General features: G+C 69.2%; 15 protein-coding genes. 7 read left to right on the top strand and 8 right to left on the bottom strand.

The genetic code is table 11. The features are described 5' to 3' along the window. Nucleotides 1-2: 2 nt before the first annotated feature. The 6 genes from ACH4J0_RS11480 to ACH4J0_RS11455 all read right to left on the bottom strand — a co-directional run bounded on the left by ACH4J0_RS11480 (nucleotide 3) and on the right by ACH4J0_RS11455 (nucleotide 7,118). Complete coding sequence (locus ACH4J0_RS11480) at nucleotides 3-1,268, bottom strand: AAA family ATPase (protein ID WP_396238687.1); 1,266 nt, start codon at nucleotides 1,266-1,268, stop codon at nucleotides 3-5. Further along, nucleotides 1,265-3,529 (bottom strand): transposase, encoded by a 2,265-nt coding sequence (locus ACH4J0_RS11475; RefSeq protein ID WP_396238685.1) that lies wholly within the window; start codon nucleotides 3,527-3,529, stop codon nucleotides 1,265-1,267. Before ACH4J0_RS11475 ends, ACH4J0_RS11480 begins: the two co-directional genes overlap by 4 nt. Next, nucleotides 3,526-4,377: a TnsA-like heteromeric transposase endonuclease subunit gene (locus tag ACH4J0_RS11470; RefSeq protein WP_396238683.1), complete on the bottom strand. Its 852-nt coding sequence runs from the start codon at nucleotides 4,375-4,377 to the stop codon at nucleotides 3,526-3,528. The genes ACH4J0_RS11475 and ACH4J0_RS11470 overlap by 4 nt, the downstream gene beginning before the upstream one ends. Before the next feature lie 73 nt (nucleotides 4,378-4,450). After that, entirely contained in the window at nucleotides 4,451-5,686 is a 1,236-nt protein-coding gene (locus ACH4J0_RS11465; RefSeq protein WP_396238681.1) for a hypothetical protein, read from the bottom strand. A gap of 152 nt (nucleotides 5,687-5,838) precedes the next feature. Next, complete coding sequence (locus tag ACH4J0_RS11460; RefSeq protein WP_396238679.1) at nucleotides 5,839-6,438, bottom strand: hypothetical protein; 600 nt, start codon at nucleotides 6,436-6,438, stop codon at nucleotides 5,839-5,841. A 509-nt stretch (nucleotides 6,439-6,947) separates the two neighbouring features. Continuing rightward, a complete protein-coding gene (locus ACH4J0_RS11455) occupies nucleotides 6,948-7,118 on the bottom strand; it encodes a hypothetical protein (protein ID WP_396238677.1) in 171 nt (56 codons plus the stop codon). Nucleotides 7,119-7,277: 159 nt separating this feature from the next. Here ACH4J0_RS11455 and ACH4J0_RS11450 point away from each other — a divergent pair, with 159 nt between their 5' ends. The 5 genes from ACH4J0_RS11450 to ACH4J0_RS11430 all read left to right on the top strand — a co-directional run bounded on the left by ACH4J0_RS11450 (nucleotide 7,278) and on the right by ACH4J0_RS11430 (nucleotide 12,010). Next, complete coding sequence (locus tag ACH4J0_RS11450; RefSeq protein WP_396238675.1) at nucleotides 7,278-7,781, top strand: N-acetyltransferase; 504 nt, start codon at nucleotides 7,278-7,280, stop codon at nucleotides 7,779-7,781. Then, a complete protein-coding gene (locus tag ACH4J0_RS11445) occupies nucleotides 7,774-8,532 on the top strand; it encodes a class I SAM-dependent methyltransferase (protein WP_396238673.1) in 759 nt (252 codons plus the stop codon). The genes ACH4J0_RS11450 and ACH4J0_RS11445 overlap by 8 nt, the downstream gene beginning before the upstream one ends. A 129-nt stretch (nucleotides 8,533-8,661) precedes the next feature. Beyond that, a complete protein-coding gene (locus tag ACH4J0_RS11440) occupies nucleotides 8,662-9,000 on the top strand; it encodes a class I SAM-dependent methyltransferase (RefSeq protein WP_396238671.1) in 339 nt (112 codons plus the stop codon). Between the two features lie 120 nt (nucleotides 9,001-9,120). Further along, entirely contained in the window at nucleotides 9,121-9,534 is a 414-nt protein-coding gene (locus tag ACH4J0_RS11435) for a VOC family protein (RefSeq protein ID WP_396238669.1), read from the top strand. 112 nt (nucleotides 9,535-9,646) lie between these two features. Beyond that, nucleotides 9,647-12,010 carry an ATP-binding cassette domain-containing protein gene (locus tag ACH4J0_RS11430; protein WP_396238667.1) on the top strand — a complete coding sequence of 788 codons (2,364 nt, stop codon included), beginning with the start codon at nucleotides 9,647-9,649 and terminating at the stop codon, nucleotides 12,008-12,010. On the opposite strand, the gene ACH4J0_RS11425 is transcribed toward ACH4J0_RS11430, so the two are convergent. After that, nucleotides 12,007-12,513 carry a GNAT family N-acetyltransferase gene (locus tag ACH4J0_RS11425; RefSeq protein WP_396238665.1) on the bottom strand — a complete coding sequence of 169 codons (507 nt, stop codon included), beginning with the start codon at nucleotides 12,511-12,513 and terminating at the stop codon, nucleotides 12,007-12,009. The two genes, ACH4J0_RS11430 and ACH4J0_RS11425, sit on opposite strands and share 4 nt — an antisense overlap. 106 nt (nucleotides 12,514-12,619) lie before the next feature. Next, nucleotides 12,620-14,497, bottom strand: a complete 1,878-nt coding sequence (locus tag ACH4J0_RS11420) for an endonuclease/exonuclease/phosphatase family protein (RefSeq protein WP_396238663.1) — start codon at nucleotides 14,495-14,497, stop codon at nucleotides 12,620-12,622. Between the two features lie 419 nt (nucleotides 14,498-14,916). Between ACH4J0_RS11420 and ACH4J0_RS11415 the strand changes: the two genes are divergently transcribed. Both ACH4J0_RS11415 and ACH4J0_RS11410 read left to right on the top strand, forming a co-directional pair. Then, entirely contained in the window at nucleotides 14,917-15,906 is a 990-nt protein-coding gene (locus ACH4J0_RS11415) for an alpha/beta hydrolase (RefSeq protein WP_396238661.1), read from the top strand. Nucleotides 15,907-15,917: 11 nt separating this feature from the next. Next, on the top strand, nucleotides 15,918-16,532 hold a 615-nt coding region (locus ACH4J0_RS11410; protein WP_396238659.1), incomplete at its 3' end, for a M23 family metallopeptidase.

Below are 16,532 nucleotides of genomic sequence, written 5' to 3'. Positions count from 1 at the left end.
GGTCAGCTCCCGGCGGCGCTCAGCGGACCGCCATCGTCGAACACGGTGTTGCGAGAGCGCTTGCCGCCCGCTGGCACCGGCCCAGTGCCAGGGCCGTTGCTGAGGCCGTCGATGACGGGGATCTCTCCGGCATCGGGATCCCGGCCTGGGTCGTCGAGGCTAATGATGATCTCGTCGAGGAGAGCCTCGTCCAGAAGTTCCCGCCCGCTGTCGATGGCTTCCTGGGCGCCATCCTCGATCAACCGCGTCAAAAGCCCGACCACTCCGCCGGTCCGGCGCATCAGGTACTCGGGCATCCCAGCCTCGGTGAGCATGCCAGGACCGGCGTTGAACAGGCGAAGGCTCTGTTCCAGGCCGACGAGGTGGCGGTGGAAGGCCTGGATGCCGACTGGGGTGGTGTAGCGGAAGGGGTCCAGCTCGACGAGGTCGAAGCGGCGTTCGGTCTGGGTGGCTTCCAGGCCATGGACTCGGGCATGCTTGGACGGCGGCATCACCCACTGCCGCTGCCTCGGGTCCCAAATGGCCTCCCGCAGCAGGCCGGAGCCCGGAATGTCGACGCCGACCAGGACAAGGGTGACGTTCATGCTCATGAATGCCCGGATGAGGTCCAGGACGTCCTGGTCATCGGCCCGGTGCATGCGGAGCCGAGTGATGTCGTCAAGGATGAGCGCGCGAACGCCGTGATCGTCCAGCGACGCTGCAACCTGCTGAACCAGCTGCGGAAGCGTCAGCCCCTTGGTGGCGGCGCCGAAGAAGCTCAGGATCGCTTCGCAGGTGCTCTTGGGCTTCGCGGTGACCGGAGTCTGGACGTATGCGACGGGCGAATGCAGGGCCCGGGTGCCGGGCTTCGCGCCCGGGTTGAGGAAGTCGTTCAGCGCCAGCCAGCGATCCTCGAACCCAGCGGCGACTTCGCAGGTCGTCTCGGTTTTGCCCTGATAGCCGAAGCCATTGATCATCACGCCCGAATGCGTGGAGGAGTTCCACTTCAGCGCGTTGTTGCTGATTCGCCGGTTCAAGAGCCGGGAGACCTTCAGCGACATCGGCGTCTCCTGCAGTGGCAGGTTCACGTGGGTCGCAGTGCGGTGCAGATCGTGGACCGCCCGCCGACGTGGGCTCATCGCTCTCCACTGGTCGATCGTCAGCTCCGGTGCCGGCACGAATGTCCCGCGCGTCGTGCGGTAGTGCTGCCAGCCTTCGAAAGTGTCTCGCCGGGGCGGTTTTCGCGTTAGCAGCTCGGCGAGAGCTCCTGGCGAGTTGGGATCGGTCACACGTTCTCCCCGGTCAGCTCAATCTCGGGTTGGTCGTCGTCCGGCAGCAGGAACAGATTCCGCTGTCGAAGGGCCTCACCAAGTCGCGGCGGCGGCGCCTGCCGGTCTTGGACAACGGCCTCACGACGACGACGCCGGTCGGCGTCGACTGCCTCCTCGACACTGCTCGCCTGGAGGGGCCAGGCGACGATCGTCGCCTCGGTGTCAGGCCGGGTGTCCGTGGCCGGTTCCGCTCTTGGCTGCTTGGGCCGGTCGACAGCAGCTTGTGCAGCCTGAGCTGCCCGGCGAGAACGGGAGGTCTTCTCTCGCTTGCTCATCTGTGACGGCCACTGGCTGACCGGGATCGCTGAGCCGAGGATGTCGAGCAGAACCGGCAGAAGCTCAGCGTCCGATCGCGGCGCAAGCCGACGACGCCGGACCTCGCCGAGCAGGGTTTGAACGTTGGCGTCCGAGAATGCCGGAACCTCGCCTTCGGGAGGCAGCCCGGTCCAGCGCAGGGGATGCCACCGCTCGGGATCGTCAGGGTCTTGGAAGAATACTGTGCGGCGGTCCCGTCGGTCCGAGCGGACAACCCACTTCCCCTTGTGCCGGCCACCGCGCATCGACGGGCCTTTGAACCGGTCCTCGCCCAAGACCGCGTCGTAATACCAAAGCCCGAGGATCTTCACTCCCCGGCCTTGATGGATCTTCACGTGGTGGGCCGGGAGAATCTTGTAGTAGAGCTTGGGATCGGGAATCTCAAGGTCGAGGCCACTCTGCTGAATGGCTGCCGCGAACAGCGAGTTCGGGCTGTGTTTCTCGCCCGGTCCCCAGGACGGTGCGTACTCGCCCAGCACCCGGTTCTGCCAGATCTTGACGATCCAGGTCGCGATCACGTGCTCCATCTGGATCATCGTCAACACCGCATCCGCTTCCGGGTCGGCGCCGCGATCGGCGACATCCGTGCCGGTGAAGCCGAGCAGGTGTTCCAACAGGAGCGTCTTGATCGAGGAGAACGCCCGCTCCACAGCGAACTTGTCGTGGGCCCGAAGCGTCCGAGCCGGCAGGATGCTGCAGCCCAGAGCCCGCTCGGCAGCGACGATGTGATGGTTCCGGTAGGGGCCGCCGTGATCTGTGGTGACCGTCTCCGGCGCGAAGAACGGCAGTGCGGCAACCCGATGCCCCGCGAACTCCGCCACCAGCGTCGCCGGGACGCCCGGATAGGGCCACTCCATGTCCTGGTCCCAGCCTTCGCGCATCGGCAGCGGCATCATCACATCTCGTAGCAGCATCGCGATGTCGACCGACGTGTCCGACACCAGCGTCAATCGGAAAGCGACGATCGAGTGCGTGTAGAGATCCAGCGCCAGCGAGAGCACCACCGATACCGGCTCGCCGAACACCGATTCACGTACCTTCACCGGTAGCGGCGTGCTGTCCAGTGCGACTACCTGTCCCGGACGGTGAACCACCATCCGGCGACCGGCTTCTGCGACTTGAGCAGTGCGAACGTATCTCTGCCGTGACCCGTCAGGGCCGAACCACTCCCGCCAGACGGCCGTGAACGCCGTTCGGCCGGGCACGTCTTCCAGCGGAAATTCTGGAAACACCTCGTGGACGTACTGATGCATCAGGCGATGCCGTGCCAGCATGCTCATTCGCGAACGCCGAAGAAACTCCTCCCGGACTGCGAAGATCGCCTCGCGGATTTCCTCGGTAATGCTCGGGTGGCCGCCGCCCGCCCGCAGCCAGCGGCCGTCCGCGCAGGCCAGCACCAGATCCTCACCTGAGTATCGGGACAGGCGCCGCAGCGTGCGCTCGCTCATGAAGCGAAGCCCGAGTGCCTCCGCCTCGCTGGCGACCAGGCCCTGCAGTTCCTCAGACTTGGCCCGCCGCCGCTCGCTCAGCGTGGTGGTCGCCGGATCGTAGGCTGGCCGCGGCTCGTGAGGCAGAGTCCTGGAGAAGTGACCGCCCCGGTATCCGGTCTCCGCCTCCAGCACATGCTCGGCCCGGATCCGGGCTCTCTTCAACTGATCATCAGTGAGGTCGGACAGCACCGCGCTCCGCCGGCTGCTGCTGGAGCGGCTTGGGGCATCGGCTGACGGGAGGGCGCGGAGGCCCGGGTGGTTCATCAACCAGCGCAACGGTCGCCGCTGGCGCTCGCCGTCTCCAGCTACCAGGACGACCCGGCCGAGGTGAGGCTCGATTTCCTCGACGGTCCAGGTGCCACTGTTCAGCTCCAGTTGGACTCCGGGGGTCAGGATCAGTAGCCCGCGGTTCACGGCTGTTTCCCCTGACGGGGAATCGTTCGCTGAGCGGCCAGCCAGATCACAGAGCGGTCTCTCAACGGCTCGCCCAGGTTCAGGCCGAGTCGACGATGCCAAAGCAAATGGATTGCTTCCGTTCGCGCCAGCGCCGGCCACGGGGTGGACTCCACCAAGTCCGCGAAGGGCAAGGGACCCTCGGCCGCGACGTCCAACAGCGCCCTCTGCAAGCCCAGAGGGTCCTTGCGCGGCCGGCGTCGGGACACCAATGTGTCCAGCACGCTGACAACGTGCGGCTGCCAGCCCGCCACCACGCTGTAGTGCCATCCGGCCGCAGCTGCCACCTCCCGAGTAGCGGCGAACCTCAACGCGTCGTCGTCCTTGATCAGTCCGGCGGGCCGGACATCGAACAGCCACCGCCCGCCATCCGGCATCACCGCAAGGAAGTCCGGAATGTGTGCCGCGTGGCCGCCAGTGTGGGTGAAGGCCAGTCGGAACGGCTGCGGCAGCACCTCCACCACCCGCACGAAGTCCAGCGCGCGAAGCAGATCCCGTTCCTCCAGAGACTCGAAGCCATGATGACGCCCGGTCGAGACCATGAACTCAAGCCCGGGGCGGTGCCGTTGCCGAGCCCGCCACGTGAAGCGCCGCACTGGCTGCGACGACAGAGCCGGCACCGAATCCAGGTCCCGGACCGGACAGACCACCTGGTCGCCGTCGAACAGCCACGTGGTCGTCCACTGACGCAGCCAGCCCGCCCCGAGAGCAAGCTGATCACGGAGTTCTGCATCGCCAGCATGGACTCGGATCAGCGCTTCCAGGCCACAGACATCTGAACGAGCCCAGGACCCGGTTTGCGTACTCACGCGAATACGACACCATCTTCGCGGGGCATGCAGGAGCAGGAACTACGAACTTCCCCCGCCGACCTGGGGATTATCACCCAATCGAGTGAAGGCGGAAGACTGGGTTTCCGTGGAGATTCCCATCGCCGCAGGGCCAGGCGCTGGACGCGAGGGGGCCGAGTGGAGTGCGGAACAACCACAACTCGCTGTGCAGTGCGACGGCGACGGTTCCGGCGTCGAGAAGCAGCGTACGGCTCAGGACATTCCGGGAGTCCGAGCCTGCGAAGTACTCCTTTTCTTCCATACGTGAGTTGATGGCCAGCAGCTTGCCGTCCCGCCAGAACACAGCGGTCCCCGCAGAGTCGATGGCGGGGTAGGAGGTGTAGTAGCCCGTCAAAGTGGGGCCGTCGGCCAGGTCGCCTGTTCCAGTCAGTTCGCGGAACCTCGAACGCGACGGCAGACGGTTCTCAAGTTCGGGACCACGGATCTCCCCGGATGGGCCTACGACCATGGCACCGTGACTGCTCCAGCGGGCGACCTGATCGCCGTCGCGGTCATAGCGAGCGGTACTGAACTCGCCGTATCCCTGGGCGCCAATGAGGAACTCCCCAGGTCCAGCGATCGCCTTCCGGCCCGTTGGCAGGGGCATCGTCGAGCTGACTACGGTGCCGGTCGCCAGGTCCAGGATGGAGGTCGCGCCGATTCCTCCGCGGGGATCCTCAAAGCTGGCAGCCACTCGATCGCCGGACACCAACAGCGGTTCCCAATGGGCGACGTCGACTACCTCCGGCACCCACGACCGCTTGGGGCGAGTCTCCCAGTTGGTCTCGACGCCCATCTCCAGCACGCCTGCATAGGAGACTGATCCAAGGCTGATCGGCGTTGACCAAAGGCAGTTGGCATCACTGCTGTACCGAGCCACGCGCGGCTCGCGATACGGAGCCCCGCCTCGGAGCACAGGATGTGCGGCAACCCATGAGATGCAGAAGCCGTCGTCCAGCACCACAAACTCGCCGATCTCCTCGCCCGGCAGGCACTCAGGGACGAGCACATTGATCGTGGCACCATCGGGATCGACCAGCTCCAGTGAAGGGCCTTCTTCTCCGGGACGCGCCAGCCAGAGCACGCCTTGCGGTGACATGCGGGACCGTGGATGTCCGGTTCCGGGAAAGGTCCGTTGCCACAACGTCGCGCCGGCCTGGTCGATCGCAGACAGAGCTGTTTCGAGGATCTCCGACCCGTAGCTCGTTACATAAAGAGGGCCCGAGGAGTCGTGTGCTGCCAGGCTCCAGACTTGGCCCGGCATAGGTATGCGCGAAGTGCTGATCACGACTCTGCATCCTGCCGTACGGCAAGGGCGCGGTCAGGTCAATCGCCGAGCCCGCTGCGGTCTGTGACTGAGTGCTTCAGTTGGTCAGTTGGTCAGTTGGTCAGTTGAGCGTTGACCGGGCAGGGTGTGCCGTGCGGGGGCAGTTCCCCGTTCTACTCCATCGGCTCGCGCCAGGCGGCGACGAGATCGTGGAAGTGCGAGAAACGGGCGCCAGGAACAGTCTCGCCGCTGAACGTCTCACCGTTGAGCCAGCAGATGTCGAAGATCTCGGTCTCGGTGTCAAGGAGGCAGCACACACCACCGCTGGTGGCGGTGAGGTCGGTGAACACCTTCCTGACGCTCGCGGACTGCACGAACATCCGACTCATGCTTGAGGTAGCGGCTGTGAACTGCAGTGACGCAAAGTTCGGGTGCCATGCGGGCGAGAACCTGACCGTCAAGTAGACGTACCCGACCGACACTCGTCCCTGCTCGTCGATCCTGTCGGAATCGCGGAGGAAAAACTCGCGCACCGCGTCGTCAACGCCGATGACGATCGAGGTGTCCAGTTCGAGCGAGCCGCCTGCTGAACAGTCGACCGGTTCGCTTTTGAACTTCGAGGTGAACGGCACGATCAACCGCTCTCCGCTCGGCAGGGTCACCGGAAGCGGCGGCGTGTCGCGGCCTTGGGGGGCGAGCTCGGCCAGCCGGGTCAGCGCCCTCGCAACGTTCCGAGGGGGCATGAAGATCTCGTAGCTGTAGTCCAGCCCCATAGCACCCCGCCTCCCTGTCCTGAACAGGCATCCTTGCATGATTGGAATCGGTCGCCCAGTTGATTTCTGGGTGGCCGGCTTCGTCCGGTCGCAGTGGGCAACGGGTATGAACATCGGCTCGTCGCCGAGGAGATCAGCTTCGAACGGAAGGGCTGCCGCCCAGTGGTCACCGGGGACCTGGCAGCGGATGAAGACCCCGATCTCACCCACAGCTCCACCCGTCGTTCCAAGCTGCGATCTGACCGAAGAAGGCACTGCCCGCGAGCCGAACGCTCAGGCGGCCAGATCAAATGCTCGTCGGCCACCTGAAACGCTCAGTCACAATCGGCGAGATCGACACTGACCCTGGACGACAGATTCCCTGCTGACACGACAGTTAGCTTGCTGAGTCACACGGTCACTCAGAGCGATCGACCAGCGGAGTGGCCAACTGTCGCCGACAGTGGCCAACTATCGGCGGCAGTCACAGCGGTGAACGGCGACCAACGGTGGGTGGCGAGGCCGTGGCCTCAGATGTGGCCGGGGCCGGGAGGGGTGTCGGCGCTTCCCCAGGGTCCCGTGCCGGATATCCAGACCCACAGGAAGAACAGGATGAAGGGCACCAGCAGGAGCGTCAGGATCACGAGCACGATCCGGTCGCCCCTCGGTGGCTTGTTGCCGTCCGGTCGATGCTCTGCCACGTGTCCCGCCCCTCTCCTGCGCCGGTCGCCGTGAGACCGACTCAACATAGCGCCGGCGGGAGTTCGTGTCTTCGGTCGCAGCAGGCCGTTCCGTCCGGCGCAAGGACAGGGAGCGATATTCCGCGCGCCCACGGCTCGCCGCTGGATAGCCTCGGCGCCATGACCTGGCTGCCTGCTGACTTCGTCCACCCCGTCCACGTCCCGCTGCCCGGCGGCGCCCACCACCTGCGGCCGATCCGGGAGGCGGACGCGCCGATGGACTACCCGGCCGTGATGGGGTCGCGCGAGCGGCTGTTCGAGATCTTCGGGCCGGCCTGGGGATGGCCGTCGGAGACGATGACGCCGGAGGCGAACCGGGTGGACCTGGCGCGGCACGAGAGGGAGATCGCCGCGCACGAGTCGTTCAACTACGTGCTGTTGGACCGGGCCGAGACGGCGGTGCGCGGCTGCGTGTACATCGATCCCCCGGGGCGGGCCGGTGCCGACGGCGAGATCTCCTGGTGGGTGGTGGACGAGCTGGTCGGCAGCGAGGTCGAGCGGGCGCTGGACGCCCTGGTGCCGCAGTGGATCGCCGCCGACTGGCCTTTCCGGCGGCCGCGCTTCCCGGGGCGCGACATCACCTGGCAGGAGTGGCTGGCGTTGCCGGGAGACCGGGATGCCTGAGCGTGCGCTGAGTTTCGGAACGGTGGCGGAAGCCTACGAGCGGTACCGGCCCGGGTATCCCGCGGAGCTCTTCTCGCTGGTCGCGGAGTACGCGGGCCGGCCGGTGCGGACGGCCCTGGAGATCGGCGCGGGGACGGGCAAGGCCACCCGGCTGTTCGCCGGGCGCGGCGTCGCCGTCACCGCGACCGAGCCCGACGCCGCCATGCTCGCCGAACTGCGCCGGAACGCGCCGGCGGGCGTCCGGACGGTGCGCTCGGCGTTCGAGGAGCTGGCGCCGGGCGAGCGGTACGACCTGGTCTACGCGGCGGCCTCGCTTCACTGGACGCGGCCGGAGGGCCGCTGGGAGCGGATCGCCGGGCTGCTGGAGCCGGGCGGGGTGTTCGCCTGCTTCGGCGGGCCGGTCCGGCCCGCCGACCCGGCCGTCGAGGAGGCCGTCCGGACGGCGCGGGCGCCGTTCCTGGAGAGCGACGAACTCCCCGCCCCGGACGGGACGCCGCCGGAGCGGGAACTCCGGTGGCCCGGCACCGAACTGCGGCTCCGAGCGTTCTTCGCCGACGTCCGACAGACCGTGTTCGAGCAGCGTCTGACGAAGAGCGCGCAGGAGTACGTCGGCCTGCTGTCGACCGTCTCGGCCTACCTCGTGCTGCCGGAGGCCGCGCGGGAGGAGGTGTTCCGCCGGATCCTGGCGGTGCTGCCGGAGCGCGCCGAACTGGACGCCGACATCACGGCGCACCTCGCCCGCCGCCGCTGATTCGTGGCTTCTGCCAGTGCGCCGGCCCCGCCGGGCTGCGGAAGACTTCCCGGCGGAGGCCACGGCGCGTCCTGGGCCGTGGCCGCGGCAGACGGCCGAACAGGGCCGACCACAGGGGAGGACGGCGCGATGAGTGTGCAGCAGTACGACCGGATCGGCGAGGCGTTCGAGGGTTTCAAGGCCCTGCCGTTGGTGCGCTACGGGGAGGTGCCGAGCGTCCTGGCGCTGGTCGGGGACGGGCGCGGCAAGACCGTCCTCGACCTGGCGTGCGGCACCGGTTTCTACAGCCGGAAGCTCCGGCGGCGCGGGGCCGCGGAGGTGCTCGGGATCGACATCTCCAGCGAAATGATCGCCGGGGAGTGGGTGCCGCTGCGGATCTCCGAGGAGGGCCTGCGTGAGTACGGCGAGGACTTCTGGGCGGACGCGCTCGCCCACCCGCCGCTGGAGCTGCTCCGCTGCCGCGCCTGAACGGCGGGCCGGGGCGCCCGCTCCGGACGCCGAGCCGGGGCGTGGCGGGCGGCGCCCCGGGCGCAGACCGATCAGGATTCGAGAAGCGCCCGCCCGGGCGCCGCGCCTAGCGTTGCGGTCATGAACGACATCACCATTCACTGGACCTTCCTCCCCCACACCGACCCCGAGGCCTCCCTGGCCTTCTACCGCGACCTGCTCGGCTTCGAGGTCCGCCAGGACGTCGGCGGCGGCCCGATGCGGTGGATCACCGTCGGCCCCGAGAACCAGCCCGGCGTCTCGCTGGTGCTGGAGCCGCCGTTCGCGGACCCGGGCATCACCGAGGACGAGCGGCGTACCATCACCGAGATGATGGCCAAGGGGACGTACGCCCGGCTGGTGCTCGCCACTGCCGACCTGGACGGGGTGTTCGACCGGCTGAAGTCCGGCGGCGCGGAGCTCGTCCAGGAGCCGACCCTGCAGCCGTACGGAATCCGCGACTGCGCCTTCCGCGACCCGGCGGGCAACATGGTCCGCTTCAACGAAGTGCGCTGAGTCGCCCGGGTCCGCCCCGACCGCCACGGGCCGGGGCGGCCCCCGACCCGTCCGCCCGGAGAACCCGCCCGTCCGGAGAACCCGCCCGTCCGCCAGGGAGCGAAGAGAAACGATGCCCGAGCCGCACGTCGCCGACAGCCACGACCTGATCCGGGTGCACGGCGCCCGCGAGAACAACCTCAAGGACGTCAGCGTCGACATCCCCAAGCGCCGGCTGACGGTGTTCACCGGGGTGTCCGGCTCCGGCAAGAGCTCACTGGTCTTCGACACCGTCGCCGCCGAGTCGCAGCGGCTGATCAACGAGACCTACAGCGCCTTCGTCCAGGGCTTCATGCCCACCCTGGCCCGCCCCGAGGTGGACGTCCTGGAGGGGCTGACCACCGCGATCATCGTCGACCAGCAGCGGATGGGCGCCGACCCGCGCTCCACCGTCGGCACCGCCACCGACGCCAACGCGATGCTGCGCATCCTGTTCAGCCGGCTCGGCACCCCGCACATCGGCTCCCCCAAGGCCTTCTCCTTCAACGTCCCCTCGGTCAGCGGGGCCGGCGCGATCAGCTACGAACGCGGCGGCCGGACGGTCAAGGAGCGGCGCAGCTTCAGCATCACCGGCGGCATGTGCCCGCGCTGCGAGGGCCGGGGCAGCGTCTCCGACATCGACCTCACCCAGCTCTACGACGACACCAAGTCGCTCGCCGAGGGCGCGATCCTGATCCCGGGCTGGAAGCCGGACAGCTGGTGGACGGTCGGCGTCTACGCCAACTCGGGCATCCTCGACCCGGACAAGCCGATCCGCGAGTACACCGAGAAGGAGCTCCAGGACTTCCTGCACCGCGAGCCGACCAAGGTCAAGGTCAACGGGGTCAACGTCACCTACGAGGGCCTGGTCCCCAAACTCCAGAAGTCCATGCTGTCCAAGGACAAGGACGCCCTCCAGCCGCACATCCGGGCCTTCGTGGAGCGTGCGGTCACCTTCACCGCCTGCCCGGAGTGCGAGGGCACCCGGCTGAGCGCGGCCGCCCGCTCCTCGAAGATCGGGAAGATCAGCATCGCCGACGCCTGCGCGATGCAGATCAGCGACCTCGCCGACTGGGTCCGCGCGCTGGACGAACCGTCGGTGGCGCCGCTGCTCACCGCGCTCCAGCAGGTGCTGGACTCCTTCGTGGAGATCGGCCTCGGCTACCTCTCCCTGGACCGCCCCTCCGGCACCCTCTCCGGCGGCGAGGCGCAGCGGGTCAAGATGATCCGCCACCTGGGCTCCTCGCTCACCGACACCACGTACGTCTTCGACGAGCCCACCACCGGCCTGCACCCGCACGACATCAGCCGGATGAACGACCTGCTGCTGCGGCTGCGGGACAAGGGCAACACGGTGCTGGTGGTGGAGCACAAGCCGCAGACCATCGCGATCGCCGACCACGTGGTGGACCTGGGCCCCGGGGCCGGTGCGGCGGGCGGTTCGGTCTGCTTCGAGGGCAGCGTGGCCGGGCTGCGCGAGAGCGGCACCGTGACCGGCCGGCACCTGTCCGACCGGACGGCGCTGCGGGCGGCGGTCCGTACGCCCACCGGCAAGCTGGCGATCCGCGGCGCGGACACCCACAACCTGCGGGACGTGGACGTGGACGTCCCGCTCGGGGTGCTCACCGTGGTCACCGGGGTCGCGGGCTCGGGGAAGAGTTCGCTGATCCACGGCTCGATCCCCGCCGACGAGGCCGTGGTGTACGTCGACCAGGGCTCGATCAAGGGCTCCCGGCGCAGCAACCCGGCCACCTACACCGGGCTGCTCGACCCGATCCGCAAGGCCTTCGCCAAGGCGAACGACGTGAAGCCGGCCCTGTTCAGCGCCAATTCGGAGGGCGCCTGCCCCACCTGCAACGGCGCGGGCGTGGTCTACACCGACCTGGCGATGATGGCCGGGGTGGCGTCCACCTGTGAGGACTGCGAGGGCAGGCGCTACCAGGCCTCGGTGCTGGAGTACCGGCTGGGCGGCCGGGACATCAGCGAGGTGCTGGCGATGTCGGTGACCGAGGCGGAGGAGTTCTTCGGCGCCGGGGAGGCGAAGCTGCCGGCCGCGCACCGGATCCTGGAGCGGCTCGCGGACGTCGGCCTCGGCTACCTGAGCCTCGGCCAGCCGCTGACGACGCTGTCCGGCGGTGAGCGGCAGCGGCTGAAGCTGGCCACCCACATGGGCGACAAGGGCGGGGTCTACGTCCTGGACGAGCCGACCACCGGTCTGCACCTGGCGGACGTCGAGCAGCTGCTCGGCCTGCTGGACCGGCTGGTGGACTCCGGCAAGTCGGTGATCGTGATCGAGCACCACCTGGCGGTCATGGCGCACGCGGACTGGATCATCGACCTCGGCCCGGGCGCCGGGCACGACGGCGGGCGGGTGGTCTTCGAGGGCACCCCGGCCGAGCTGGTCGCGGCCCGCTCGACGCTGACCGGCGAGCACCTGGCGGACTACGTGGTGCCCTAGTCCAGCGGCAGACGCATCTCCAGGATCCGGGCGGCCTCGTCCAGCACGTACGGCGTCTCGCCGCCGGTGTAGGTGAAGCCGCGCCGCCGGTAGAAGGCGGCGGCGCGGTGGTTGGCCTCGTGGACGCCGAGCAGCATCCACTTGGCCCCGCCGTCCCGGGCCCAGGCGATGACGGCGTCCAGCAGGGCGTCGGCGACGCCGCGTCCGCGGCCGCGGTGCGCCGGGTCGACCCAGACGCCGATCAGGTCGACGGTCTCGGCCTTGATGCTGGGGGTCGAGAGCATGGTGGCGACCCACTGGTCGGTCCCGTCCACGGCGACCAGGCCGATCCGGCCCGGCTCGTTCAGCCAGTCCGTCCGGGCCCGCCAGTTGCCCTCGCCCTGGATCCGGGCGTACTCGTAGGGTTCGCCGAACGCCATTGGCGTGTCCAGGAGTTGGGCCAGCCGGATGGCGCGCAGCCGCTGCCAGTCCTCCCGGCCGATCCGCTCGATCCGGTACTCCATGCCGTCCCCCGTGTGCGAAAAGGCCTCCGCTGCCGGTGATCACCGGCAGCGGAGGCACTATAGCCGCGGGCCCAGGGCTCGGTCCCGGGGCACCGCGGCCGCGGGCTCACGGCTTGATCCGGACCACCTGCGGGTCGTGGTCGCTGGCCTGCTGGGCGAACTCGGCGTTGATGTGCACCACGTCGTACTTGGCACGGCCGACCTCGGGGCTGACCAGGATGTGGTCCAGCACCTGCGAGTTGCCCTGGTACACGTACGAGTACTGCTCGGTCTCCGGCAGTTCGTTCACCAGGTCGCGCAGCACGCCGTCCTTGGTGAGCGCGGCCAGCGCGGGCGAGAACTGGTAGTCGTTGTAGTCGCCGAGCGAAACGATCCGGGCCTGCTCGTCGGCGGCCAGCAGTCGGGCGACGAAGGCCTGCTCGACGGTGGCCTGCTTGAGCCGCTGCACCTCGGAGCTGCGGGTCGGGGCCTGGAAGCGGCTGTCGATGCCCTGGTCGCCGCCCTTGCTGTTGAAGTGGTTGGCGATCACGAAGACCTTCTGGCCGCGGAAGGAGAACTGTCCGACCAGCGGCTTGCGGCTGTTGGTCCAGGCCTCGTCGGCCGGCTCGATCCGGCCGGGCGAGGCGGTCAGCGCGGCGGCGGCGCCGGTGCCGGTGACGCCGACGGCGGTGGTGGCGGCGCCGCCGGGGATGTCGGTGAAGGAGACCCGCTGGGGGTTGAACAGGAAGACCTGGCGGATGTTGCCGCCGGGCTCGCCGCCGTCCTTGCCGTCCTGGGGGTCGACCGAGCGCCAGTCGTACGCGGGACCGCCGGCCGCCTCGATCGCGGCGAGGAACTTCGCCACGGTCCGGCTCGCGTCGACGGTGCCGTCGTTCTTGGCGCCGTTGTCGTCCTGGATCTCCTCCAGGGCGACGATGTCGGGCGAGCGCAGGTTGGTGACGATCCCCTGGGCCAGCTCGGCGAACTTGGCGTCCGGGTTGGTGGCGGCCAGGTTCTCCACGTTGTAGGTGGCGATGGTGAGTTCGCCGTCGGTGGCCTTGGCGGTGACCTCGCGCTGGAGGTGGTTGTCCTTGAGGGTGCCCATCGTCCCGGCGACCAGGGTGTAGCCGCCGAACTGGTTGTAGTCCAGCGGGCCGGTGGTGGTGCCGGTCAGCTCGTCGCCGACGTTGGCCACCGGGAAGGGCTGCTGGGAGACGGGCGCCTGCTGCTGCACCATCAGGCGGCCGACGTTGGGCTCCCGGTAGGACTCGTACAACACGCCGCCGCGCTTGCTGCGCTGGTCCTGCCGGTCGGCGGCGACCCACAGCTCGTTGTACTTGTCGGTCGCCTGGATCACCCGGACGTCCTTGACCTGGACGAGCATGCCCTCCAGCGACTCGTAGAAGTCCAGGGCGTACCTCTCCGGGTTCAGCCGCCCGGCGTCGATGCTGCCGTCGGGCCCGGCCGGCGGGGCGTAGGCGCCGGGGATGTTGCGGGTGTCCACGACCACGGGCGCGGGCAGCGGGTTGCCCGCGGAGAGCACCGTGACGGCGGGGCCGGTGAGTTCGGTGATGGACTGCGAGCCACCGGAGTAGTTCGGGTAGTACTCGCTGACCTTGCCGCTCACCAGGACCGAGTCGCCGACCTTCACGGTCGGGTTTCCTCCGGTGTAGACGAAGATGCCCTCGCTGGTGGCGGGATCTGCGTCCGGGTTCGGGTCCTGCAGCCAGAAGCCCTTGACGCTGCCGTACGCGCGCACTCCGGTGACGGTGCCGGGCACGCCGGTGACGGGCTTTCCGGCCTGCGGGGACATCCGGGTGGTGCCCTGGACGTCGTGGATCCGCAGCGGTCCCGTCTCGGTCGGCGCGGGCGGGGCGGCGGCCGCGCCGGCGGCACCGGCGAGCGGCAGCGGGACGAGCACCAGCGAGACGGCCAGCGCGGCCGGGATGACGGCGGCGCGCAGCAGGGTGGTTCTGCGGGGGCGGGGTGCGGGGGCGGTGGTCACCGGGGCATGGCTCCTGGCTCGGGCAGCGGACGCTACTCGCGTGGAAGGAAGAGGAGAGAAAGCGAGGACCGGATCGCGCCCCCGCGACGCCCTCAAGATACGCGCGTAGAAAATGCACCGACAAGACCCCGACAGTGAACTGTCGGTTCCAGCCAAGTGACTTGATGAGGCCTCGATCCAGCTGATTCCCAGTCGGCTTCCAGCTTTCACCGGCTTGACCCCGCCTTTGCCCGGCTTCACCCGATCCGCCCCACGGACGACCCGCACAGCTCGGGGGTGCGGCGCGAGTACGCCCGCTCCGTTCCTGTCAGTCCGTATGGTTCCGGGTTCTGCGCGGCGCGGCGCGTGGCTACTGTCCCAACCGCTCGGCACCGGGCGGTCCGGGACGGACCGCCGTCACGCGTTCCCAGGAGGTCAGGTTGACCGCGCACCACCCCACCCGTAGGGGCATCCTCAAGTCCGTCGGCGGGCTCGGCGCCGCGCTGGCGCTCGGCACCGCGGGCCAGTTGGCGTCGGCGAGGCCCGCCGCGGCCGCCGACAACGACTTCGGTCTGACCATCGTGGACCGCAACGAGAGCGACCCGCGGATGTGGTACTACCGCTTCCAGACCTCCGCGATCGGCTGGAACCCCGGCGTGAACGTGCTGCTGCCGGACGACTACCGGACGAGCGGGCGCACCTATCCGGTGCTGTACCTGTTCCACGGCGGCGGCACCGACCAGGACTTCATCACCTTCGACCGGATGGGCGTGCGCGACTGGACCGCCGGCAAGCCGATCATCGTGGTGATGCCGGACGGCGGCCACGCCGGCTGGTACTCCAACCCGGTCAGCTCCAACGTGGGCCCGCGCAACTGGGAGGAGTTCCACATCAACCAGCTGCTGCCGTGGGTCGAGGCGAACTTCCGCACCTTCGCCGACTACGACGGCCGCGCGGTGTCCGGCTTCTCGATGGGCGGTTTCGGCGCGCTGAAGTACGCCGCCAAGTACTACGGCCACTTCGCCTCGGTCAGCGCCCACTCCGGCCCGGCCAGCCTGCGCCGGGACGGCGGCCTGGTCGCGCACTGGGCCAACGCCTCCTCCGCCGCGCTGGACCTGGCGGGCGGCACGATCTACGGCGTGCCGCTCTGGGACCAGGCGCGGGTGAGCGCCGACAACCCGGTGGAGCGGATCGAGAGCTACCGCAACAAGCGGGTCTTCCTGGTGGCCGGCACCAGCCCCGACCCGGTCGACTGGTTCAGCAGCGTCAACGAGCCCCAGGTCCTGGCCGGGCAGCGGGAGTTCCGCTCCCTGCTGGACCGGGCCGGCATCCCGCACGACTCGCACGAGGTGCCCGGCGGCCACGTCATCCGGCCCGACCTGATGCGGCAGGACATCGACGGCATCATCGACCGCCTGCGCAAGGCGTGAGGGGCTCCCCGGTGTTCCCCTCCCTCTCCCGCCGCGCCTCGCGCCTGGTCCTGGCCACCGCTTCCCTGCTGCTGCCGATCACCGTACCGACCGTCCCCGCCGAAGCCGCCCCTGCCGCGGTCGCCGGGTTCGCGGCCTCCTGCCCCGCCGCCGGGTACATCTCCCAGGGCTACACCCCGGAGCACAACGGCATCGACATCGCCAACGACTACGGCACCCCGATCTACGCTGTCGGCGAAGGCCAGGTGATGGCCTCCGGACCGGCACAGGGCTACGGCCAGTGGATCCGCGTCCTGCACCCCGACGGGACCATCACCGAGTACGGCCACATGCGCGAGCGGGACGTGGCCGTCGGCGACCACGTGACGGCCGGTCAGCAGATCGCCCTGATGGGCAGTGAGGGCGAGTCCAGCGGCCCGCACCTGCACCTGCGGGTCTGGGCCGACCCCGACGCGAGCGTGCGCACCGACCCGATCCCCTACCTCGCGGACCGCGGCGTCACCATGCCCTGCACGCCGGGATCCGGCCCCCGCCCGGCGCCGTTGGTGTATCCGGCGAAGTCGGGGCGGGTGGTGTCCACGCGGTCGGCGGACGGCCGCCTGGAGGTGTTCGCGGCCGGCGCCAAC

The organism is Kitasatospora sp. NPDC017646, assembly GCF_044329365.1.
GTDB lineage: Bacteria > Actinomycetota > Actinomycetes > Streptomycetales > Streptomycetaceae > Kitasatospora.
Note: the sequence above shows the minus strand (reverse complement) of the source record. Positions and strands in the feature narration are given on the sequence as shown.

Coding starts and splice junctions, on each gene's coding strand:
- ACH4J0_RS11440 (WP_396238671.1), top strand. CDS start 8,662: ATGAGTGTGCAGCAGTACGACCGGATCGGCGAGGCGTTCGAGGGTTTC.
- ACH4J0_RS11425 (WP_396238665.1), bottom strand. CDS start 12,513: ATGGAGTACCGGATCGAGCGGATCGGCCGGGAGGACTGGCAGCGGCTG.
- ACH4J0_RS11430 (WP_396238667.1), top strand. CDS start 9,647: ATGCCCGAGCCGCACGTCGCCGACAGCCACGACCTGATCCGGGTGCAC.
- ACH4J0_RS11445 (WP_396238673.1), top strand. CDS start 7,774: ATGCCTGAGCGTGCGCTGAGTTTCGGAACGGTGGCGGAAGCCTACGAG.
- ACH4J0_RS11435 (WP_396238669.1), top strand. CDS start 9,121: ATGAACGACATCACCATTCACTGGACCTTCCTCCCCCACACCGACCCC.
- ACH4J0_RS11460 (WP_396238679.1), bottom strand. CDS start 6,438: ATGGGGCTGGACTACAGCTACGAGATCTTCATGCCCCCTCGGAACGTT.
- ACH4J0_RS11450 (WP_396238675.1), top strand. CDS start 7,278: ATGACCTGGCTGCCTGCTGACTTCGTCCACCCCGTCCACGTCCCGCTG.